Source organism: Streptomyces sp. NPDC002994 (assembly GCF_040611155.1).
GTDB lineage: Bacteria > Actinomycetota > Actinomycetes > Streptomycetales > Streptomycetaceae > Streptomyces.
The window spans coordinates 192,159-211,581 of the sequence record NZ_JBEXNQ010000006.1 but is presented as its reverse complement, the minus strand read 5'-3'; the positions used below and the strand labels follow the sequence as shown (position 1 = coordinate 211,581).

At 68.0% G+C, this 19,423-nt stretch carries 22 protein-coding genes; 9 read left to right on the top strand and 13 right to left on the bottom strand.

Annotated elements, in window-relative coordinates; all coding sequences use genetic code 11:
* Nucleotides 1–66: 66 nt before the first annotated feature.
* From ABZX79_RS10090 to ABZX79_RS10080, 3 genes are all read right to left on the bottom strand, one after another.
* On the bottom strand, nt 67–1,356 hold the full coding sequence (locus ABZX79_RS10090; protein ID WP_355254097.1) for a bifunctional GNAT family N-acetyltransferase/ATP-binding protein: 1,290 nt from the start codon (nt 1,354–1,356) through the stop codon (nt 67–69).
* A 230-nt stretch (nt 1,357–1,586) separates the two neighbouring features.
* Nucleotides 1,587–1,784, bottom strand: coding sequence for a DUF6381 family protein (locus ABZX79_RS10085; protein ID WP_355254095.1), 198 nt, complete (start codon nt 1,782–1,784; stop codon nt 1,587–1,589).
* Nucleotides 1,785–1,881: 97 nt separating this feature from the next.
* A complete protein-coding gene (locus ABZX79_RS10080; protein ID WP_355254093.1) occupies nt 1,882–2,952 on the bottom strand; it encodes a WD40 repeat domain-containing protein in 1,071 nt (356 codons plus the stop codon).
* A 59-nt stretch (nt 2,953–3,011) separates the two neighbouring features.
* Here ABZX79_RS10080 and ABZX79_RS10075 point away from each other — a divergent pair, with 59 nt between their 5' ends.
* Complete coding sequence (locus tag ABZX79_RS10075; RefSeq protein WP_355254091.1) at nt 3,012–3,722, top strand: GDSL-type esterase/lipase family protein; 711 nt, start codon at nt 3,012–3,014, stop codon at nt 3,720–3,722.
* Between the two features lie 1,609 nt (nt 3,723–5,331).
* On the opposite strand, the gene ABZX79_RS10070 is transcribed toward ABZX79_RS10075, so the two are convergent.
* A complete protein-coding gene (locus ABZX79_RS10070) occupies nt 5,332–5,994 on the bottom strand; it encodes a GPP34 family phosphoprotein (protein WP_355254089.1) in 663 nt (220 codons plus the stop codon).
* A gap of 214 nt (nt 5,995–6,208) precedes the next feature.
* On the opposite strand from ABZX79_RS10070, the gene ABZX79_RS10065 reads away from it, so the two are divergent.
* Entirely contained in the window at nt 6,209–6,478 is a 270-nt protein-coding gene (locus ABZX79_RS10065) for a hypothetical protein (RefSeq protein ID WP_355254087.1), read from the top strand.
* A 22-nt stretch (nt 6,479–6,500) separates the two neighbouring features.
* On the opposite strand, the gene ABZX79_RS10060 is transcribed toward ABZX79_RS10065, so the two are convergent.
* The 4 genes from ABZX79_RS10060 to ABZX79_RS10045 form a co-directional block, all read right to left on the bottom strand.
* Nucleotides 6,501–7,124, bottom strand: a complete 624-nt coding sequence (locus ABZX79_RS10060; protein WP_355254085.1) for an immunity 21 family protein — start codon at nt 7,122–7,124, stop codon at nt 6,501–6,503.
* A gap of 410 nt (nt 7,125–7,534) precedes the next feature.
* Nucleotides 7,535–8,005: a hypothetical protein gene (locus ABZX79_RS10055; RefSeq protein ID WP_355254083.1), complete on the bottom strand. Its 471-nt coding sequence runs from the start codon at nt 8,003–8,005 to the stop codon at nt 7,535–7,537.
* Between the two features lie 736 nt (nt 8,006–8,741).
* The gene (locus tag ABZX79_RS10050; RefSeq protein WP_355254081.1) at nt 8,742–9,668 is read right to left on the bottom strand and encodes a hypothetical protein; all 927 of its coding nucleotides are present in this window, start codon (nt 9,666–9,668) and stop codon (nt 8,742–8,744) included.
* Nucleotides 9,669–9,770: 102 nt separating this feature from the next.
* Nucleotides 9,771–10,178 (bottom strand): hypothetical protein, encoded by a 408-nt coding sequence (locus ABZX79_RS10045; protein WP_355254079.1) that lies wholly within the window; start codon nt 10,176–10,178, stop codon nt 9,771–9,773.
* 83 nt (nt 10,179–10,261) lie between these two features.
* On the opposite strand from ABZX79_RS10045, the gene ABZX79_RS10040 reads away from it, so the two are divergent.
* From ABZX79_RS10040 to ABZX79_RS10030, 3 genes are all read left to right on the top strand, one after another.
* The gene (locus ABZX79_RS10040) at nt 10,262–11,071 is read left to right on the top strand and encodes a helix-turn-helix transcriptional regulator (protein ID WP_355254077.1); all 810 of its coding nucleotides are present in this window, start codon (nt 10,262–10,264) and stop codon (nt 11,069–11,071) included.
* Nucleotides 11,068–11,310 carry a DUF397 domain-containing protein gene (locus tag ABZX79_RS10035; RefSeq protein WP_355254075.1) on the top strand — a complete coding sequence of 81 codons (243 nt, stop codon included), beginning with the start codon at nt 11,068–11,070 and terminating at the stop codon, nt 11,308–11,310. The genes ABZX79_RS10040 and ABZX79_RS10035 overlap by 4 nt, the downstream gene beginning before the upstream one ends.
* 123 nt (nt 11,311–11,433) lie before the next feature.
* Nucleotides 11,434–11,838 (top strand): peptidase inhibitor family I36 protein, encoded by a 405-nt coding sequence (locus ABZX79_RS10030; protein ID WP_355254073.1) that lies wholly within the window; start codon nt 11,434–11,436, stop codon nt 11,836–11,838.
* Nucleotides 11,839–11,884: 46 nt separating this feature from the next.
* On the opposite strand, the gene ABZX79_RS10025 is transcribed toward ABZX79_RS10030, so the two are convergent.
* On the bottom strand, nt 11,885–12,664 hold the full coding sequence (locus ABZX79_RS10025) for a methyltransferase domain-containing protein (protein ID WP_355254071.1): 780 nt from the start codon (nt 12,662–12,664) through the stop codon (nt 11,885–11,887).
* A gap of 378 nt (nt 12,665–13,042) precedes the next feature.
* Here ABZX79_RS10025 and ABZX79_RS10020 point away from each other — a divergent pair, with 378 nt between their 5' ends.
* Entirely contained in the window at nt 13,043–14,041 is a 999-nt protein-coding gene (locus ABZX79_RS10020) for an aldo/keto reductase (protein ID WP_355254069.1), read from the top strand.
* A gap of 220 nt (nt 14,042–14,261) precedes the next feature.
* On the opposite strand, the gene thpR is transcribed toward ABZX79_RS10020, so the two are convergent.
* Nucleotides 14,262–14,831 (bottom strand): RNA 2',3'-cyclic phosphodiesterase, encoded by a 570-nt coding sequence (gene thpR / locus ABZX79_RS10015; RefSeq protein ID WP_355254067.1) that lies wholly within the window; start codon nt 14,829–14,831, stop codon nt 14,262–14,264.
* Between the two features lie 99 nt (nt 14,832–14,930).
* Here thpR and ABZX79_RS10010 point away from each other — a divergent pair, with 99 nt between their 5' ends.
* Both ABZX79_RS10010 and ABZX79_RS10005 read left to right on the top strand, forming a co-directional pair.
* Complete coding sequence (locus ABZX79_RS10010; RefSeq protein WP_355254065.1) at nt 14,931–15,179, top strand: ribbon-helix-helix protein, CopG family; 249 nt, start codon at nt 14,931–14,933, stop codon at nt 15,177–15,179.
* Nucleotides 15,176–15,547, top strand: a complete 372-nt coding sequence (locus ABZX79_RS10005) for a fic family toxin-antitoxin system, toxin component (protein ID WP_355254063.1) — start codon at nt 15,176–15,178, stop codon at nt 15,545–15,547. The genes ABZX79_RS10010 and ABZX79_RS10005 overlap by 4 nt, the downstream gene beginning before the upstream one ends.
* 75 nt (nt 15,548–15,622) lie before the next feature.
* On the opposite strand, the gene ABZX79_RS10000 is transcribed toward ABZX79_RS10005, so the two are convergent.
* Both ABZX79_RS10000 and ABZX79_RS09995 read right to left on the bottom strand, forming a co-directional pair.
* A complete protein-coding gene (locus ABZX79_RS10000) occupies nt 15,623–17,032 on the bottom strand; it encodes an MFS transporter (RefSeq protein WP_355254061.1) in 1,410 nt (469 codons plus the stop codon).
* 44 nt (nt 17,033–17,076) lie between these two features.
* Entirely contained in the window at nt 17,077–17,514 is a 438-nt protein-coding gene (locus tag ABZX79_RS09995; protein WP_355254059.1) for a MarR family transcriptional regulator, read from the bottom strand.
* Between the two features lie 120 nt (nt 17,515–17,634).
* Here ABZX79_RS09995 and ABZX79_RS09990 point away from each other — a divergent pair, with 120 nt between their 5' ends.
* Complete coding sequence (locus ABZX79_RS09990; protein ID WP_355254057.1) at nt 17,635–17,817, top strand: toxin-antitoxin system HicB family antitoxin; 183 nt, start codon at nt 17,635–17,637, stop codon at nt 17,815–17,817.
* 10 nt (nt 17,818–17,827) lie between these two features.
* Here the strand turns inward: ABZX79_RS09990 and ABZX79_RS09985 are convergent, their stop codons facing one another.
* Nucleotides 17,828–19,279, bottom strand: a complete 1,452-nt coding sequence (locus tag ABZX79_RS09985; protein ID WP_355254055.1) for an NCS2 family permease — start codon at nt 19,277–19,279, stop codon at nt 17,828–17,830.
* Nucleotides 19,280–19,423 lie beyond the last annotated feature (144 nt).

The window sequence follows — 19,423 nt, the reverse complement described above, 5'->3', positions numbered from 1 at the left end:
GAGCATCCCCGAGCCGTCCGGTCCCATTTTGTCACCAAGGGCTGCCGACGCACGCGGAGCCGCCAATCAGAACCGTGCGTGAGCCGTGATGTCCGCGTCGAACTGGTCGATCATCGCGGGCGTCACCGTCGGCCGGCACTGCGCGATGGCCGCCAGATAGTCGTCCGTACTCGCGCCGAGCGCGCGCGGATCGCCCGTACCGGCTCCGATCTCCTCCAGATCGCGCTCGAACGCGGCCTGTGCGGCGATACGGGCCGCGTGCTCGATGTCGGCGGGCGTGAACAGCTCGCTCGCCCCCACCAGCCGCGCCACGTCCACATCCGCCCGGCCGTCCGTGTAACGGGCCCAGATCGCCGCCCGCGCCGCCGTGTCGGGCGTACCGATCGGGATCAGGTAATCGAACCTGCCGGGCCGCAGGAACGCGGGATCGAGCGACCGGATGGAGTTGGTGGCGCACACCAGCAGCCGCTCGTCGCCCTCCCGGAAGCCCGGTATGAGCTTGAGCAGCTCATTGGTCACGCCGTGCATACCGCCGGGCTGCGCAGGCTCGGTCCGTACGGGCGCGATCTCCTCCACCTCGTCGATGAAGACGAGCACCCGCTCAAGCTCGGCGATACGGGCGAACGCGTCGCGCAGCGCCGCCGCCAGATTGCCCTCGTCGGCCAGCCGCGACGGCAGCAGCTCGACGAACGGCCACCCGAGCTTGGAAGCGATGCCTCTCGCGAACGTCGTTTTGCCGGTCCCGGGAGGCCCGAAAAGCGCAACGGCGCGCGGCGGCCGGACCCCGTGCCGGGCGGCTCGCTCCGGCTGCGCGAGCGGCAGTACGACGCGCCGCTCGATCAGGTCCTTCTCCGCCTCCATGCCAGCCACCTTGGCCCAGAGGTCGCTGGGCAGGAAGCGCCCGCCGAGATCCTCCAGGAGGCTGGCGGACGGCCCGTGGAGCGGCTCGACCTTCTCGAAGTACGCCACGGCGGGCTGGCGCGTGTATCCCGCGTTGAGCAGCCCCTCGCCGAGCAGATCCTCTTCGGGCAGTACGTACGCGATACGCCCCACCCGGGCGGCGACGAGCCGCCGCTCCAGCTCCACGAGGAGCGCGCTCGCCAGGCCCCGGCCGCGCCACGCCGAGGAGATCGCGATACGCATCACCCAGGCACGCTCGCCGGCCACGCACGCGAGCGCCGCGCCGATGGGAACGCCCTGGTGCACGGCGACGACGGCGGGCTGCCGTGAGGTGAGCGCACCGATGCACTCGGCGAGCGAGAAGACGGACTCCTGCCCGAGCTCGGCCGTGGTGTCGATCAGGTGGACCACTGCGGCGAGATCGCTCTCGCGGTAGTCGTGGATGAGCCAGTTCACCGATACCGCCCCTCGTAGGTGCTGGTGCTGTTCCGGTGAGGCTAGGGGCGACGGTGCGGCGGGTCGTGCGCCACTGTGCACAATCCAGGGCGAGAAGTCGGACGATCCGTCCGTAGCCAGGACTGTGGACTGCACGAGTACAAAAAAACCGATGGCCCCCCGGCCCGCTTTCGCGGGACGGAAGGCCATCGGCTCGTGATGATGCCGGTCATACGACCGAGACCGTACGACTACTCAGGCAGGTACCCCTGCTGACCGCCGCCGCTCATCTTGCCCTCCTGCTGGCTCTGATCCCGCAGCCGGTCGGCCTTGTCGATCAGCTTCTGCCGTTCCTGCGGATCGGTCGCGCGCTCCGCGGCCTCCCTCAGCTGGTCGGCCTTCTGGCGCATCTGCTCCACGCGGCCACGGGAATCGCCTGTAACGCTCATCGTCACTCCTTGACGGTAGGAAGAGCGGGTCCCCTTCAGCGAAACAGGGCATGGTCACCCCCGCACGTCGAACGGTCACGCTGCGTTACGCCACCACCTATGACCGCCGCCGCAGCAGCCGCCTGAGCCCGACAAACGCGGCAATCACACCACCGAGCACAACGACCCCAAGAGTGACGTCGCCGCTACCAGCACCGTCACCATCCCCACCACGGCCACCGCCACCGCCACCGCCCCTTTCGCCGTCATCGGAACTCCCCCCTTCCCCCGACGGCGACTTGGCTCCGGACTCCTTCTTCCCCTTGACCTCCACCCGCTCGACGTCACTCCCGACGCCCTCCGAGCCGAACATCATGGCCGTGCCGTCGGCCGTGTACGTCACCGACTCGGCCTGCCCCTGGAACGGCGCGCCCACCCCCCGGTCGGCCCCGAGCCGCCCGCTGTCCTTCCAGTCGTACGCACGGGCGCTGAAGTAGGAGCGCAGCACCAGCTCCTTCCCGTCCGGCGAGAACGCCCCGTCCGTCACCCAGGGCACCTTGCCCACCCGCCGGAAGACGTTCGTGCCGCCGGCCGACAGCCGGGCGGGCCCCTCGTACAACCCGCCGCCGTCCTCGTTCTTGCTGGCGATGTAGACGCGGCCGGTCTTGGGATGCACCATCAGCGCTTCGGCGTTGCGGGGCCCGTCGGCGTACTTGACGGTGAACTGGGCAGCGTCGACCGTCGCGTTGGTGAGCCGCTTGGGCTCGGGGAAGCGGTAGATCCACACGTGGCTCCAACTGCCGTCGAGGTTGTCGCCGATGTCACCGACGTACACGTTCCCGTCGGGCCCGATGGAGATCGCTTCGACGTCGCGCGGCGCGCCGACCCCGCGCATGGTGAGGGTCGCGACCGTATCGCCGCTCTTGGAGTCCACTGCGTAGATGAACGCGCCGTCGTCGCTGTCGTTGTGCGTCCAGTAGATGCCGGGGTGGATGCGGCTGGCGGCCAGGCCACTGGACTCGGTGATCCGTGGGTCCTTGATCGTGAAGCCGTCGTCGGCGGTGGCGGTGGCGGTACCGGCCGCCGCGAGGAGGAGAACGGCAGCGGCGGCACTGGGGGCGACGACGTACGCGAGCGGGCGGTACGAGAGCAGGCGGTACGAGAGCAGGCGGTACGAGAGCAGGCGCATGGCCCCAAGTGTTCATCATCACGTCGCAGGCCACGGCGGTGATCCGGGATGATGGCGCAATGCGCTTCCTGTTCGTCGGCGACTCCATGACCATCGGGCGCGCCGGCGACTTCACGTGGCGCTATCGCATGTGGCAGCACCTGGTGACGTCGTACGGCGGCCCCTTCCAGATCGTCGGCCCCCGCACTGAGCTGTACGACACTTTCGCGAACGCACCGCTGTCGTACGAGTACGCCGACCCGGCCTTTCCGGCGCACGCCCGCCGCCACCTGTCGGGGTGGGGGGAAGGCTGGCTGCACATGGCGCCGTTGATAGGGGAGACGGTCGCGTCGACGAAGGCGGACGTGTTGCTGGTCTCGCTGGGCCTGATAGACCTCGGCTTCTACACGGACGCGGCCCAGACCGCCGACAACGCGGAACGCTTCATAGCGGAGGCGCGCGCGGCCAATCCGGGGGTGCGGATGGTGATCCACCCGGTGATTCCCAACGTCCGGGCGGAGTCCGACGCCCCGTTCGCGGCGGAGTGCGACCGCTTCAACGAGCTTCTGACGAAGGCGGTAGCGAATCTGGACGCGCCCGGCACGTCCCCGCTGCTGCTGGCGGCACCTCACCCGACGTACGACATCCACCAGGACACGTACGACGGCACGCACCCGGGCCCGACGGGCGAACACAAACTGGCGGCGGCTTTCGCGGACGCGATGTACGGGGGGTGGGGGTTGGGAGGGCGGTACGCCTGCGCGCCCGCTGGTTTGTTGAGCGGGGCGTAGCGCGGTCGCCTTGCGTATCCGGGGGCGTTGGGTTGCTTCTGCTGGTGGGGCCGCCCTTTTCGGGAGTTTCGCGGTTCCGGGCCGGGTGTAAAGGGCGCTCCTGCGTCGCGTCGCCTGCGGCGATTACGCTCCGCTCCACCCTTGACACCCACCCCTCCACCGCTGGTTCTTTACGGGGGGCGGCCCCCGGGGGCGGGCCCGGCGCAAGCTGATCTGCTGGCTCGACTATCACTGCCGAGTGGCGGGCTCGGTGAGTGGGGCGCACCACGTCTAGGGGACGGTGCGGCCCCAGACTCAGCGACTGCGGGAACGGCCGTTGGTGTGACACCCCCATCCCGGACGCACACGACCACCCACGACGGCGGCCGATTGGCGTGTCCGGTCGACCTGCGGACTGGCCGGTCCGCAGGCGGGGCGCATGAGTTGAATGGGGTGACTCGGGCAGGTGTGGCGTCCACCCCGGCCAGTGGCCGGTTGGACCGCAAGCACGTTGCTGGTGTGGGTGGGTGGTGATGGCGTCCGAGCCACGGGTGTGGGTTGAAACGCGCCCGTGAGGGCGGGAAGCGATACAACTGAGGCAGGTGGGGCTGGAGTGGCGTTGAGGCTCATCAAGTGCCGGGTTAATAGCGCTCAAGGGCCACGATCCGTCGGCTGAGGCGACCGAGCCCCCGCCAGCGACGAGGGTGGGGCCGCCAACCGAGCTCCCCCCGGCCACTCCGATGGCCCGCCACCCCAGCGGCACCTGCCCCACCGGCCGCCCCAACCGTCGTCCGTTCAGTCTCACCACCCTTCCCGCCTACGGGTGGAAACGCTCCACTGATAGCTGGAAGCGATACGGCAGGGACTAGTGAGGTTGGAGGGGCAATGGGATTCATCAAGTGTTGAGTTAGTCGCGTTCCCCCGCCCGCAACGGACCGTTGAAGGGGTGGAAGCCCACAGAAGCCGCCCCAACCGAGGTCGGCCGGGGCGGGTGGGACTGGCGGGGCGTCGGGAACCGACATCCGCCGGATTAGTCGCACTCCCAAGCCCATACGGACCGTTGAAATGCGATCAACCATCGCCTTCTTCCGGGTTCGTCGCGCCCGCCATACCAACGGCATCAACGGTGCAAGCGGACCCAGTTGAATGGCTCGCGCTGACCGCCGAAGGCACCATTCCGCGCTTTTCGGTTGCATGGACGGGGGTCAGCCGGTCTGGAACCACGTACAGGTCGCGAGCACTGTGGGGACCGGGCATGCCAGGGCGCCCACGAGAAGCAGGCGGCTCGCCGTAGACAGCCGGCGGATGCCGGGTGCGAAAAACACAGCGACAAGTGCGGCAGCAGAGCCGGTGACGGTCAGGGCACATCGCAGAAGGAAGCTCCCGACGTGTGCACCGGCCGCCAGGCTCATGAGACACATCAGCCAGGCCAGCGACGCAAAAGTGACCGCCCAAAGGACGCTTGCCAGCACAGCGACGACGGGTCGCCCCTTGCGAAGTTGCTGTGCCGGCTGCCGTGGCCCGTAGAGGGTGGCGTACGTGTGGGGGTTCACCGTCGGTTCCTTCCGGTGAGGGTATGCACGATCCTCACTTCACGGACACCGCCATCGTATGGGCACTGGTTCGTGGTCTAACTCCCGACCGTGGCGGCCGTTACCAGGGTGACCGCGACCATCGCTGCCTGCATGTCGCGGATAGCAGCGCGGACGCTCTCGGCCGCCCATTGCCCGGCGGCCACCTCCGCCATCCGCGTGGTGACCTGCTTGCGCGGGCTGTCGGGAAAGGCCAGGCGGTGCAGCTTGGCGGAGTGGATCAGCGCGATCAGGCCCGCCGTCCGTGTGTCGGGCTCGGCGCCGCCCAGTACGACGGCACGGAGCCGTTCCCGCAACTCAGCCTCGACGGCGCCATCGGCCTCGGGATAGCGGCGTATCGGGAACACTCCGAGTGTCTTGCGCTTCTCCTCCCCGACCACTCCGCGCTCGCACAAGCTCTCCAGAGCCGCACCGACGGCCTTCGTTTGGTCCTTCGCGAGCCACTCCGTCACCCGTCGCTTCTTGCGCCCGCGCAGCCAGGTCTCGATCAGTGCCGTCCGGCTGTCGAGCAGTTGCTCCCCGGTCGGCTTCGTGTCTGTCAGTTCGAGGTACTTATCTGCAACGGATACCCGTCCGGCCAGGACCAGTTCCAGCAGGATCCCTCCTGAAACTGCCCACCCAGCGGCTTGCCGTTGCTTCGCCGACCCGGACTCGTCGTCCAGAGACAGCAGCATGATTTCCTCGGCCAGTGTGATCGCCACAGCCCTACCCCCGTTTACGCCCAGTGATCGCCTTCTCACGAGAAGACGCCCGTAACCGCTAAGGGGTTCCGGAACTCGCGGCCATGGGGGCCCAACTCCGCGCACCGGCTGCGGTTCGGCTCGGTTCAGCCTGATGAAGAATGGGAGCATGCTGCCTCCACGACTGTTGTGGCGTGACCCTCGGCCCATCCCCCGGTTCAACCGGCAGGAGCCGTTGACGGAGATCGTCCGTGATCCAGACTTCTACGAGGCGACCGATGAGGACGACTGCTCGGCGTACCGATACTTCTGCCAGGCCCATGACCGTTACTACTCGCACGAGGCCTGTGGGGAAGGCCCACACCTCATCGCCCTGCGCTGTGAAGATCACGGCCTTGAGAACATGTGGCCGCAGCCGCTGATGCTGAGGTTCTGCGAGGGGTTCACGCCCTCGCTGAGCGAAGCGCAATTGGCCTGGGCGCGGTCGGAAGATGACGCTGCCTAAGGTTCCCCGTAACGGCTGGTCACTAGCTGTCCCCTCCGGGGCGGCCCTGGTCACGGCCGATGGAGGACCAGTGCAGGATCTGGACCAGGCCGACCCAGTTCTCCTCGTTCGCCTCGGTGTGGACGGCGCGGACCCTCCAGCGGCCGGCGGGCAGTGAAACCGGTGCCTGCGCGGGCAACCCGCCACCGGGGTACTCGACGTTCAGTTCGGCACCTGCCTCGGCGGAGTCCATGAGCACGGCCGGGCCGTCCGTCACCCATGTGCCGCACTCCTCCCACTCGGTGGCGGGATCCGCGAGAACGGCCTCGGCCGCGGCCTTCAGCCCAGCCTCGGAGTCGGCCGCAAGCCAGCGGAGGAAGGCCCGATGCTCGGGCAGATAGCAGCTGTTAGCGGGCTCGTCACCCAACACCAACGCCTGCGCACCGCTCTCACCAACGGTGATCACACCGGCTAGATCGTCCACAGCACAGGCCCGGTCGTAATCGTCCGCCGCCGTCGCGTCCCCCGCGAACACCCCGTTCTCCGTGCCCCCGCGCCATGCGTCCAGCGCGGAGACGGGGATGACGATCAGAGGGCCGCCCATCGACTCCACCCAGACAGGAGGGGCGTGGACCGTATCGGCTGCGTTGGACGAGGAGGAGCTCATGCCGCCAGTGTGCCCTCGGCCACTGACAACGCCTCGCCGCTGGCGGAGATGTCCCTCTGTGGTCGGGCTGGAACGCTGCCTGGCGGTCGCAGCCGGGCCACTGCCTCCCGCCTGTTCGCTGCGAGAATGCCGTCCATGCCTTACAAAGACCACGCGACCCCGGAGCAACTCACGGAGAAGTTCCGGGACTTGGGCGATGAGCCCTGGCACCGTGCATTGCGTGACTACGTCCTGATGGTGCTCGAAGCGAACCCGTCTCTGAAGGCGTACATCCGCAAGGAGTACGAGCGGATCAGTGACCCGCTCGTACCGCAGCCGTTCCCACTCCGCATCACTCAGATCACCCCGCCCCATGACAGGCGGAACGAGCCGGAGACACGCGAGTCACAAGATCATACGAACTCTGATCCTCAGTCCGCGATGAAGGGTGCGTATCCGACCGGGACCTCACTTACCTGAAGGTCCGAGAAGAGCAAGGTCAGGTCGTGCGCGTTGGTCTCAATGTGAACCTCATGGAAGTTGATCCCGACAGCCTTCGTCCAGCGGCGGGCAGCCTCCGACTCGGGACGAAGCTCAGCTCCGTACAGCTCATGAAACTTCACGCCCCACACGTAACCGCCGAGGTCGGGGTCAGCGGTTTCGTGGTTGAGGAGACGGTCGTCCAAGGAAGCCCGCCAGGTCTCCGCGGGCAGGAACGTCTCGCATCGAGCCTCGACGCAGTACCGGAAGAGATACCGCAGGTAGGTCGGCGCCACGCCGTTATGGGTGGCAAACCCCACATTGATGATGACCTCGTAGTCGCGCATGTAGTTGGAGTATCCGTGGTGCACAACAAGGGGATCGACAGCTTTGTTCAGCTGCTGAAGAATTGTGGTCTCCATGCCGCCCTTCTACCTCACTTGACAAGCCCTTCGACAGCGAGATTCACGCGTCAGGCACCGTCGCCTCAGAGATCGCCCGGACAAGTCCTAACCCAGCATGTGACGCCAACCGAGTCTTGCCATACCGGAGGAAATGCCGCATAAGGGGTGCTCAGGTTCGTCTTCTGTTGGGTTCGTCGCATTCCGCCCCCGGCCGACCGCGTCGACAGGACCACTTGCTACTGAGCGCCCCTCCACCCGCTCACATCAGCAACGCGCTTGTGGTTCGGCTGATCACCGGTGGGGGTGGACGCCGAACCGGCCGGAGCCGCCCCATTGAACTGTCGCGCCCCTCCCGCGCGCAGGCATGAGGCCGCAGGTCGACCGGACACACCAACCGTCCACCGGCGTGGGTGGTCGTGTGCGTCCGGAATGGGGGTGTCGCACCAGCGGCCGTCGCCGCACCCGCCGAGCCAGGGGCCGCACCACCCCCTCAACCTTCCGCGCCCCATCCACGCACCCGCCACTCGGCAGCGATAGCCGAGCCAGCAGATCAGCTTGCGCCGGGCCCGCCCCCGGGGGCCGCCCCCCGTAAAGAACCAGCGGTGGAGGGGTGGGTGTCAAGGGTGGAGCGGAGCGTAATCGCCGCAGGCGACGCGACGCAGGAGCGCCCTTTACACCCGCCCCGGAACCGCCACACTCCCGAAAGGGCGGCCCCACCACCAGAAGCAATCGAAGCCCCGGGACCCGCCCTCCCTCATGGCATGGCTGCGGTGGCCTCCGTGATCCGTTCCCGCCATGGCGGCAGTGCGGTCGCGGCGTGCAGCGCCTGGAGGTCGAAACCCGCCGCTTTGGCCGCCGCCGCCCTTCGGCACTCCCCGCACTCCGTCTCCGCCCCCATCGGCCGGAACGCGTGGTCGTCGCCCGGCCCCGCGCACAGCACCACATCACCCCGGATCCGGTCCGGTGGCACTTCCGCCGTGGCGAGGATGCGGGCGAGAGACGGCACCTCGGGCAGCTTCTGCACCAGCCGGTGCCGCAGGAAGCCGACCACCGACCTCACGCCGTTCGGCGGCAGTCCCGCACTCAGCGCCTGCCGCAGCTCCCCCGGCGAAACCCCACGCCTCAGCCACTCGACCGCCATCTCCGCCAGTCCCCTGGCTTCCCGTACGCCCAGATGCAGGCTCCGGTCGACGCGACGCAGCGACAGCAACACGCGCTCCGCCTCCGCGAGTTCCCCGGTGAGCGGTTCGAGCGGTTCGAGCCGCTCGCCTTCGGGTGGTGGGTGGGGAGTGTTCTTCTTCTCTTGTTCTTCATCTTCCGTAGGAGAGCCGACGGCCACCCGAACGGTCGAATCACCGACCGCCGGAATCCGCACACTCGGTGACGCCATAACGTCGTTCGTCAGCGTCTGTTCAGTGACCCAACGCCCGCGCTCGTTCTGCCACTTCCGCTCCCGCAGAAACCCGCACTCGACCAGCAGCGCCTTGGCCTTCTGGTACGCCCGTGGCTTGATCCCCAGCCGGGTGGCGTGCTCGCCGAGGGGCTTGGCGCACCTGCTCTCGGGCAGCCCGAGGACGTACAGCAGGAGCATTTTCGCGTCGTTGTTGAGGCGTGAATGCCGCACGATCGCGTGCGGAGCCTTGAGGTAGTCGCGCGAGGGCGCGATAGCATGCCGAAGCATCCCGGTGGATACCTTTCATCCAGTCGGTGTGTAGGTCCTCGGCCGGTGTCGTAAGCACCGCCGGGGACCGCTCGCTCCCCATAACGGAGCGTGATGACGCGGTCACCGTACAGCACGAACCGCCCGCTCGACCATTTCGTGCAACAACCCGCCGTCCACGAACGGCACTTCCGCCGTCGGCCGCGATTGCCACCCCAGCGGCCAGGTGGCCCCATCCAGCGCCGGTACGCCTACGAACGCCGCGCACCCCGCGTTACGGCTCAGCGCGCGTACGCCTGCCGGCCAGCGGTAGGCGGCGGCAGTTTGCGGTGGCAACAGGAAGTACATGTTCCGCGCGCCGGTGTCCTCACGGACGATCGGCCCGGCCTGGAAGTCCGTGAACTGGAGCAGTTCGTACGCCGCCTGCTCCCCCAGGATCCCCTCGATACGGACCGCGTCGAAGTGGATTCCGGCATGTCGCAGGGCATGTCCGGACGCGGGCACCCATGAGGGCGCAGTTTCTCTGTTCATGAAACAGACGATTGCGGGTGCGAGTTGAATGTGACCAGCACCATACGAAGACCGTGCACGTCTGTGCACACGGGGAGGATGCTGTGCACAAAGGTGAACGCGGCTCAAAGTCCTTCGGCGCACTGTTGCGTTTCCATCGCGGCCGAGTCGGCATGTCACAGGACGCGCTGGCCGGTCACGTCGGATTCTCCAAGTCACAAGTAGCCATGGTGGAACGAGGAGAGCGCCCGCCCAGAGGCAACTTCGTCGCCAAAGCAGACGAGGTACTGGGTGCACAAGGTGCACTACTGGTCGTCGCTGAGAAGGAGTTCGACGACAGCGGCATCCCGCCGTGGACAGAGGATTACTTGGCTGAGGAGCAGAGGGCGTCGTCCGTCCACTCGTACCAAGACCATGTGGTCCCAGGGTTGCTCCAGACCGAGGCGTACGCACGGGCAGTCTTCAACTGCAACTACTTCCCGTCGCTGGACGACGAGGAGATCGAGAAGCGAGTAGCAGCGCGACTGGAGCGTAAGCAACTGTTTCACCGCAAGCCCATGCCAAACCTGGGCTTTGTGATCGAGGAGAGCACGTTGACCCGTCCGCTCGGCGGCCCCTCGGTCCTCAAAGAGCAGCTGCACGCCATCGTCGACATCGGTCGACTCCGTTACGTCGAGATTCAGGTCATGCCTCACAACCGGCAGACACATGCCGGGCTCATGGGTCCAATGATCCTGCTGGAGACAGCCGAACGCCGTCGACTCGCCTACATCGAAGGACATAGGGGCGGCTACTTCGTCAGCGAACAGCCTGACCTAGGCAACCTGTTCGGCAAATATGGCATTCTGCGGGCGCACGCCCTGACGCCCGAAGAGTCCGCGAAATTGATCGAACAGGTGGCACAGGAACTATGAGCTCACACCTCAACTGGTTCAAGAGCAGCTACAGCGGCGAAGAGGGCGAATGCGTCGAGATCGCCGTCTCCTGGACCAAGTCCAGCTACAGCGGCGACCAGGGCGGAGCCTGCGTCGAGGTCGCCGCCTGCCCCCACACCATCCACGTCCGCGACTCCAAAGACACCACCCGCCCCGCCCTCACCCTCTCCCCCACCACCTGGTCGGCCTTCGTAGCGACGTACCGCAACGTCCGCTAATCGCCCGCACATTGTGGCCGATTGGTGCTCTTGGCCTCCCGCGCCCGCCTCCTTAGCGTGGGCGCGTCGCTCATTGACCCGGGCGACGGGGGAAATCCCTTGAGGGAGAGGAAGTACTGCATCATGCCCAAAATCCGTACGGCGCTGGCCGGACTCGGCACAGCCGCCCTCCTCGCCACCGTAGCCGTCCCCGTGGCATCCGCCGCGCCGGCCGACGAGCAGGCGTGGGGGGCGTGCGCCAGCGGGAACGTCTGCTTCTACACGGGGGCCAGCGGCACCGGTTCCAAGTGTTCCTGGAGCGTCGCCGACGAGGACTGGACGCAAGGCTCCATTCGTTGCTCCTGGTCACAGACCACGAACGTGAAGTCGGTGTGGAACCGGGGCACCAGCTCAGCCAGCGGTGTCGCCTACTACCAGTGGCGCAACTACAACACCCGCATGGGCTGCACGCCTCAGGGCCAGCGGGGCAACCTGGCCGGGACGTACATGCTCAAGTCGCACCGCTGGATCAGCGGCTCCTGCGGCTGATCTCACCACACCGCTGCCCCGCCAGGACCTGGCGGGGCAGCCAGTTCTAAGCCTTCCGTCGGAACAGCGCCGTCCAGAGGAAGGGTTCGCCGAAGGCCGACGACTCGGCCGGTTCGTCGCGCATGCGGCGCAGTTCGATCTCCGTCAGGCCGTCGTCGGAGAAGATCCACCGCAGCGACTCCGCCGTGTACGCGAGGCCGCCGTGCAGCCTGGACTCGCGGTAAAAGTCCGCGTCCGGGACTTCCGAGCCCATGCCCGCCTCGCCCGCCTCGCCCGCCGCGAAGCAGGTGAGGGCGAAGTGCCCGCCCGGCGCCAGCGCCCGGTCGAGAAAGGCCAGGTAGCTGATGCGGCGGTGCGGCGGCAGGTGGTGGAAGCAGCCGGAATCGTAGATGAGGTCGTACGGGCCGCCCAGTTCGGCCAGGTCGCCGTCCGTGAGCGCGAAGGCGTCGGCGCACCGGAACCGGACCTTCGCCCCCGCCTCCCTGGCGCGGTCCTCGGCCCAGGCGATGGCCGCCGGGGACAGGTCGATCGCGTCCACCTCCCAGCCCAGCGAGGCCAGGTGGAGGGCGTTCCGGCCCGGCCCGCAGCCCAAGTCCAGTGCGCGGCCACGGCCGCGGCCGCGGCCCGGGGTGATCAGACCTCGCTCGGCGTACGAAACCAGGTTCTCGTCCGGCTTCGCCACGAAGAACGGCACCGGCTTGTCGCGGTCCGCGTAGAAGCCGTCCCACCACTCCGCCGCGTCGGCCGTCCAGCGGTCGGCCTCCCGCGCGAACAGGCCGTCCAGGAGGGTCAGTACGTCGTCCACGGTGCGTATGTTCCGGTCCATCCGGCTCCCCTTTCCCGATGGGGAAATCGTAGGCCTGCGTGGCACAAAAGCCCAGGTCAGACCGTATGGACGGACAGCGCAGCCAGCCGCCTGAGCGGCTCCGCGAGGAAGAAAGATCTCCCCCCACCCGCCGTCCGTCGCAGACCCCCCCCACCACCCCACCGAACAGCGCCACGGGCCAATTCGAGCCGCCCCGAGCGGAGCTAAAGCGAGCGAGGCGAGCAGGGCGGTGGCCGTGGCACGGCGCGCCCGCACCGGCGGATCCGCCCAAAGTCGCTTCGTGGCCGCTGACTTCAGCTACCTGATAGGTACACGCCCCGTACACGACCCCTAGATGCCCTTGCTTCGAGCGCGCTCGAAGGCGTTGGCTTGTCCCCCATGAAGTACACGCAGCTCGGACGCACAGGACTCAAGGTCAGCCGCCTCGTCCTCGGCACGATGAACTTCGGGCCCCAGACCAGCGAGGCCGACAGCCACACCATCATGGACGCCGCCCTCGCGGCGGGCGTCAACTTCTTCGACACCGCCAACGCCTACGGTTGGGGCGCCAACAAGGGACGTACCGAGGAGATCATCGGCTCCTGGTTCGCGAAGGGCGGCGACCGGCGGGACAAGACGGTCCTCGCCACCAAGGTCTACGCCAACATGTCACTGGACGGCACGCCACCCTGGCCCAACCACGACCGCCTCTCCGCCCTCAACATCCGCCGGTCCGTCGACGCCAGCCTCAAGCGGCTGAAGACCGACTACATCGACCTCTACCAGTTCCACCACGTCGACCGGCACACGCCGTTCGAGGAGATCTGGCAGGCCGTCGACGTACTCGTCCAGCAGGGCAAGATCCTTTATGCCGGTTCGTCGAACTTCGCCGGCTGGCACATCGCCCGCGCCAACGAGACCGCGCGGCGGCTCGGGTCGTACGGGCTGGTCAGCGAGCAGTGCCTCTACAACCTGGCCGAGCGGCGCGCCGAGATGGAGGTCATTCCGGCCGCGCAGGAGTATGGCCTCGGGGTCGTCCCGTGGTCGCCGCTGCACGGCGGGCTGCTCGGCGGCGTACTGCGCAAGGAGCGCGAGGGCGGGGCGGCCCGCTCCGCGTCCGGGCGGTCGGCGGACGCGCTCGCGAACACGACCGTCCGCGCGCAGGTGCAGGCCTACGAGGACCTGCTGGCCAAGCACGGTCTTGAGCCCGGCGAAGCGGCCCTGGCCTGGCTGCTCACCCGGCCGGGTGTCACGGGGCCGATCGTCGGGCCGCGTACCGCCGAGCAGCTGGAATCGGCGCTGCGCGCGGTCGAGCTGGAGCTGACGGAGGAGGTGCTGGCGTCGCTGGACGAGATCTTCCCGGGGCCGGGACCGTCTCCTGAGGCGTTCGCCTGGTAGGCATGCCGCCTGTTACGTCGCCGTGGCGGCCGCAGCCGGCGCGGCTTGCGCGGCTAGCCGCCGAACGCGGCCGCCACGGCGACGACGACAAACATCAGCACGAGTACACCGGCCATGATCTGGTTTCTGCTTTTCGGGTCCACGCATCGAGCGTAACCGGACACCGCGCCCACTCCTCCCCCTCCCCCACCCCGCGTCACCGCCTCAGCACGCCAGCGCCTCAGCGCCCCAGCGGCCAGATCCGCACCGCCTCGTACCGCGGCTGCGCGCCCGGCACGCCGGCCACCGGCGGGTTGCTGCGCATGAGAGCGAGCTCACCCACCGTCCACGGGCCGCCCTCGAAGGTGTCCAGCGCCTCGACGTACGGCCGCAGGTCGGTGTCGAAGCCGGTGCGGCCGCGGGCGATCGTCAGGTGCGCCTTGTACGCCCGGTGCTCCTCCATCGCCACCCCGGCCCGCCGCGCCGCCGCGTCCGCGCGGTCGGCGAGCAGCCGCATCTCGTCGATGCCGCCTGCCGCGCCGGCCCACAAGGCGCGCCGGCCGAAGTGGCCGCCGCCGTGGATGCGCAGGGGGAAGGGGGCCTGGCGGGCGGCGGCGCGGCCGAAGCGTTCCTCGATGACGGGGAGGAGCTCTTCGTCCACCTCCCCGAGGAAGGCGAGCGTGAAGTGCCAGCCGTCGCGGCCCGTCCAGCGGAGTCCGTCCGTGCCGGGGAGAGTGTGCAGTCGGTCGACGGCGAGGCCGAGCTCGTCGAGGGCCTTTTCGGGGGGCAGTACGGCGGCGAAGAGTCTCATACGACCATTTTCCGGCACTGGGTGATCGACTGCGGTCCCCGCCCACTCGAAGGTGCCGTTCCACTTTCACCTGCGCAGACAGCATGCAAACATGGCCGCATGGCTACCAGGATGCTCAGCGTGCGCATAGACAGTGACACCCTCGCGTCGGTCAAGGAGCAGGCTGCGGCTCGCGACATGTCCGTGCAGGACTACGTCGTCTCGACCCTCCAGCGAGAAGGCTTCCACCAGCGGTACATGGCAGCGGTCAAGGAGACCATCCACGTGTACCACGACGTTCTCGCCGAGGCCGACGCCAAGTGGGACGCCGACCGGCCTCACGCGGACGCCGCCGAGGAGCGCGTGTGATCCATCACCCGGAGCTCGCACAGCTGCTCCACATCGCGGAGAGCATCCCCGGAGACCCTCAGGTGGACGATTACGGCGCGCTGGTCACCGCCGTAGCGCGCCCGTCGGCCGCCGTGGGTGGCATCGAGTGCTACCAGACCCTGACGGGCAAGGCAGCCGTGCTCCTCCAGACCCTCGCGTTGCTGGGCCCGCTCGAGCACTCGAACCTGAGGTTCGGGTGGTACGCGGCCGTCGGCTTCCTCGAAGCCAACGGCGTGCGCCTCAAGCCGGACCCCGCCAGAGCGACGGCACTGCTCTCCCAGGTGGCTCCCGGCATGCCAGGTGTACGTGCACTCGCGCGCGACCTGCGCGAGTGGGCCGAATCCTGAGCAACGTGCGACGACGTACGACGGGGCCCGAGCGCACGCCGCCCGGGCCGTGATCATCGCGTCACATCGACCGCGTCACGCCACCGTCGCGAGCTCCTTCGGGCGTACGGCGGTGTCGTCCTCCCGCTGGACCGGGACCTTCGCGACGAACGCCACGTGCTGGTGGCCCCGGCGCAGGTCCAGCTTCAGGCGCAGGCCTCCGAGGCGCGCCAGTACGACCGCCACTCCCACGCCCGCCAGCAGCGAGATCACGCCGCCCGTCGCGAAGCCGACGCGGGCGCCGTAGGTGTCGGTGACCCAGCCCAGGAGGGGCGCGCCCACCGGCGTACCGCCGGCGAAGACCATCATGTAGAGGCTCATCACGCGGCCCCGCATCGCCGGGTCGGTCGCCATCTGGACGCTCGTATTGGCGGTGATGTTGACCGTCAGGCCGAGCATGCCGATCGGCACCAGCAGCAGCGCGAACAGCCACAGGACGGGCGAGAACGACGCCGCGATCTGGAGCAGGCCGAAGGCCATCGCCGCGGCGACCAGCATCCGCAGCCGCGAGGAGCGGCGGCGGGCGGAGAGCAGGGCTCCGACCAGCGAGCCGGCCGCCATCAGGATGTTGAAGACGGAGTACAGCCCGGCTCCGCCGTGGAAGACGCCGTCGGCGAAGGCGCTGAGCCAGATCGGGAAGTTGAAGCCGAAGGTGCCGACGAAGCCGACCAGGACGATCGGCCACATCAGCTCGGGGCGGCCCTTGACGTATCGCAGGCCCTCCCGCAGCTGGCCCTTGCCGCGCGGGACTCTCTCGACCTTGTGCATCTCGCTCTGGCGCATCAGCAGCAGACCCGCGAGCGGGGCGAGGAAGGACAGGCCGTTGAGCATGAACGCCCAGCCGCTGCCGATCGTCGTGATCAGGACACCCGCGACGGCGGGGCCGATCAGGCGGGCGGACTGGAAGTTCGCCGAGTTGAGGCTGACCGCGTTGCGCAGCTGGTCGGGGCCGACCATCTCGGACACGAAGGACTGGCGGGCCGGGTTGTCCACGACCGTGACCATGCCGAGCAGGAAGGCGATCAGGTAGACGTGCCAGACCTGAACGTGGCCGGAGAGGGTGAGCGCCGCCAGGGCTACGCCGCACAGGCCCAGGGCGGCCTGGCTGAAGAGCAGCAGGGTTCGCTTGGGGTACCGGTCGGCGATGACACCGCCGTACAGGCCGAAGAGCAGCATCGGAAGGAACTGGAGGGCCGTCGTGATGCCGACGGCCGCCGCCGACCCGGTGAGGTCGAGGACCAGCCAGTCCTGGGTGATGCGCGACATCCACGTGCCCGTGTTGGACACGACGGCGCCGGTGGCGAAGAGCCGGTAATTGCGGATCTTCAGGGACGAGAACATGCCCGTCCCGTTCTTGTTGTGCGTGTTGTTCTTGTCGTGCTTGTTGTTCTTGTTGAGGTGGGTGTTCGGTGCGGGGGCGGAGTCTGCTCCGGATCCCGTACTCAAAGTGGGTTCGCCTCCTTGGCGGCGCGCGGGGTCAGAGGTATGCGTCAGAGGTGCGCGAGCTTCTCCAGAACGGGGGCGGCAGCGCGCAGCTTCGCCCATTCGTCCTCGTCCAGACCGCTCGCGAGGTCGGCCAGCCAGGCGTTCCGCTTGCGGCGGCTCTCTTCGAGCATCGCCTCGGCGGTCTCGGTCTGGCTGACCACCTTCTGCCGGCGGTCGTCGGGATGCGGCTCCAGCCTGACCAGTCCCTTGGCTTCGAGCAGCGCCACGATGCGGGTCATCGAGGGCGGCTGCACATGCTCCTTGCGGGCCAGCTCACCGGGGGTGGCCGAGCCGCATCGGGCGAGGGTGCCGAGCACCGACATCTCGGTCGGGCTCAGCGATTCGTCGACGCGCTGATGCTTCAGGCGCCGGCCCAGCCGCATGACGGCCGAGCGCAGGGAGTTCACAGCGGCAGCGTTGCCGGCGTGCGACAGGTCAGGCATGTATTTAGCGTAACTCATTACCCACACTAAAGACCAGCCGGAACGGCCCGTCACCCGTACGAGTGAGATCACTCCGGAAAGTGACGCGCTGCCGGGGGCCGGGCCGCGACGCTGTCCCCCATGGGATCGACAGTGCTCAGCCTGCGAATAGACGGTGAGCTGCACGACCGTCTCCGGGACCATGCCGCCAAACGCGGAATGAGCGTCCAGGACTATGTGATCCGGACGCTCATTCGCGACGACTTCGACGAGCGCTTCAAGACGGCGGTCGACGAAACAGAGAAGTTCTACGGCCTTACGTGACTCACGTGACTCACGTGAGGTGCAGCGCCGGCATCAGGTAGTAGAAGGCGAAGACCGCCGACACCGCGTACATCGCCACCGGCACCTCGCGCCCGCGCCCGGCCGCCAGCCGCAGCACGCAGAAGGCGACGAAGCCGATGCCGATGCCGTTCGTGATCGAGTACGTGAACGGCATCATCACCATGGTCAGGAACGCCGGGATCGCGAGCGTGTAGTCGCTCCAGTCGATGTCCTTGACCGAGCCCGACAGGATCAGGAAGCCGACCGCCAGCAGGGCCGGCGTGGCGGCCTGCGACGGCACCATGGTGACCAGCGGCGTCAGGAACAGCCCCACGGCGAAGAGGCCGCCGGTGACGACGTTCGCCAGACCCGTGCGCGCGCCCTCGCCGACACCGGCGGTGGACTCCACGAAGCAGGTGGTGGCGGAGCTGGAGCTGGCGCCACCGGCGGCGACGGCGATGCCGTCGATGAGCAGCACCTTGTTGACGCCGGGCAGGTTGCCCTTCTCGTCCAGCAGCTTGGCCTCGTCGCTGACGCCGAGGATCGTGCCCATCGCGTCGAAGAAGCAGGACAGCAGCACGGTGAAGACGAAGAGGACGCCGGTCAGCAGGCCGACCTTCTCGAAGCCGCCGAACAGGCTGACCTGGCCGACCAGACCGAAGTCCGGGGAGGCTACGGGGTTGCCGGGCCACTCCGGGGTCGTCAGCCCCCAGGAGGGGATGTCGGCGACGGCGTTGATGACGACGGAGACGACGGTCATGACGACGATCGAGATGAGGATCGCGCCCGGCACCTTGCGGACGATCAGCGCGAGCGTCAGCAGCACACCGACGATGAAGACCAGCACCGGCCAGCCGTTGAGGTGACCGTCGGCGCCGAGCTGGAGCGGGACGGTGGTGTGCGCGGCGTCCGGCATGCGGGAGACGAAGCCCGAGTCGACCAGGCCGATCAGCATGATGAAGAGGCCGATACCGATGGCGATGCCCTTGCGCAGGCTGATCGGAACCGCGCTCATCACGCGCTCCCGCAGCCCCGTCGCGACGAGCAGCATCACCACGAATCCGGCGAGTACGACCATGCCCATCGCATCGGCCCAGCTCATGCGGGGCGCGAGCTGGAGCGCGACGACGGTGTTGACGCCGAGGCCGGCGGCGAGGGCGATCGGCACGTTGCCGATGACGCCCATCAGCAGCGTGGAGAACGCGGCGGTCAGCACGGTGGCGGTGACCAGCTGGCCGCCGTCGAGCTGGTGCCCGTACATGTCCTTCGCGCTGCCGAGGATGATCGGGTTCAGCACGATGATGTAGGCCATCGCGAAGAAGGTCGCGAGACCGCCCCGGATTTCGCGGGCGACGGTGGAGCCCCGCTCGGAGATCTTGAAGAAGCGGTCGAGACCGTTCTGCGGCTCCGAGGGAGACGGCGGCTGCTGGGCGTCGACCGTAGCCGTGGCCGAGGGAGACATGCGTGACCTCATGCGAGAGAAGGGAAGTGGTCGACCTTGGATGCTCTTGGGACTTTCTTGGACGTTCAGACGAACAAAAGCGGTCATACCAAAGCCGTTTCAGTATGAATGCATAGGGGGAAGATCGGTATCTCCGCGCGTAGA

What these genes read in the sequence shown, in the direction of transcription:
- ABZX79_RS09995 (WP_355254059.1), bottom strand. Translation starts at nt 17,514, where the DNA reads ATGCCTGACCTGTCGCACGCCGGCAACGCTGCCGCTGTGAACTCCCTG.
- ABZX79_RS10075 (WP_355254091.1), top strand. Translation starts at nt 3,012, where the DNA reads ATGCGCTTCCTGTTCGTCGGCGACTCCATGACCATCGGGCGCGCCGGC.
- ABZX79_RS10085 (WP_355254095.1), bottom strand. Translation starts at nt 1,784, where the DNA reads ATGAGCGTTACAGGCGATTCCCGTGGCCGCGTGGAGCAGATGCGCCAG.
- ABZX79_RS10045 (WP_355254079.1), bottom strand. Translation starts at nt 10,178, where the DNA reads ATGAACAGAGAAACTGCGCCCTCATGGGTGCCCGCGTCCGGACATGCC.
- ABZX79_RS10060 (WP_355254085.1), bottom strand. Translation starts at nt 7,124, where the DNA reads ATGAGCTCCTCCTCGTCCAACGCAGCCGATACGGTCCACGCCCCTCCT.
- ABZX79_RS10035 (WP_355254075.1), top strand. Translation starts at nt 11,068, where the DNA reads ATGAGCTCACACCTCAACTGGTTCAAGAGCAGCTACAGCGGCGAAGAG.
- ABZX79_RS10055 (WP_355254083.1), bottom strand. Translation starts at nt 8,005, where the DNA reads ATGGAGACCACAATTCTTCAGCAGCTGAACAAAGCTGTCGATCCCCTT.
- ABZX79_RS09985 (WP_355254055.1), bottom strand. Translation starts at nt 19,279, where the DNA reads ATGTCTCCCTCGGCCACGGCTACGGTCGACGCCCAGCAGCCGCCGTCT.
- ABZX79_RS10010 (WP_355254065.1), top strand. Translation starts at nt 14,931, where the DNA reads ATGGCTACCAGGATGCTCAGCGTGCGCATAGACAGTGACACCCTCGCG.
- ABZX79_RS10020 (WP_355254069.1), top strand. Translation starts at nt 13,043, where the DNA reads ATGAAGTACACGCAGCTCGGACGCACAGGACTCAAGGTCAGCCGCCTC.
- ABZX79_RS10050 (WP_355254081.1), bottom strand. Translation starts at nt 9,668, where the DNA reads ATGCTTCGGCATGCTATCGCGCCCTCGCGCGACTACCTCAAGGCTCCG.
- ABZX79_RS10025 (WP_355254071.1), bottom strand. Translation starts at nt 12,664, where the DNA reads ATGGACCGGAACATACGCACCGTGGACGACGTACTGACCCTCCTGGAC.
- thpR (WP_355254067.1), bottom strand. Translation starts at nt 14,831, where the DNA reads ATGAGACTCTTCGCCGCCGTACTGCCCCCCGAAAAGGCCCTCGACGAG.
- ABZX79_RS09990 (WP_355254057.1), top strand. Translation starts at nt 17,635, where the DNA reads ATGGGATCGACAGTGCTCAGCCTGCGAATAGACGGTGAGCTGCACGAC.
- ABZX79_RS10080 (WP_355254093.1), bottom strand. Translation starts at nt 2,952, where the DNA reads ATGCGCCTGCTCTCGTACCGCCTGCTCTCGTACCGCCTGCTCTCGTAC.
- ABZX79_RS10030 (WP_355254073.1), top strand. Translation starts at nt 11,434, where the DNA reads ATGCCCAAAATCCGTACGGCGCTGGCCGGACTCGGCACAGCCGCCCTC.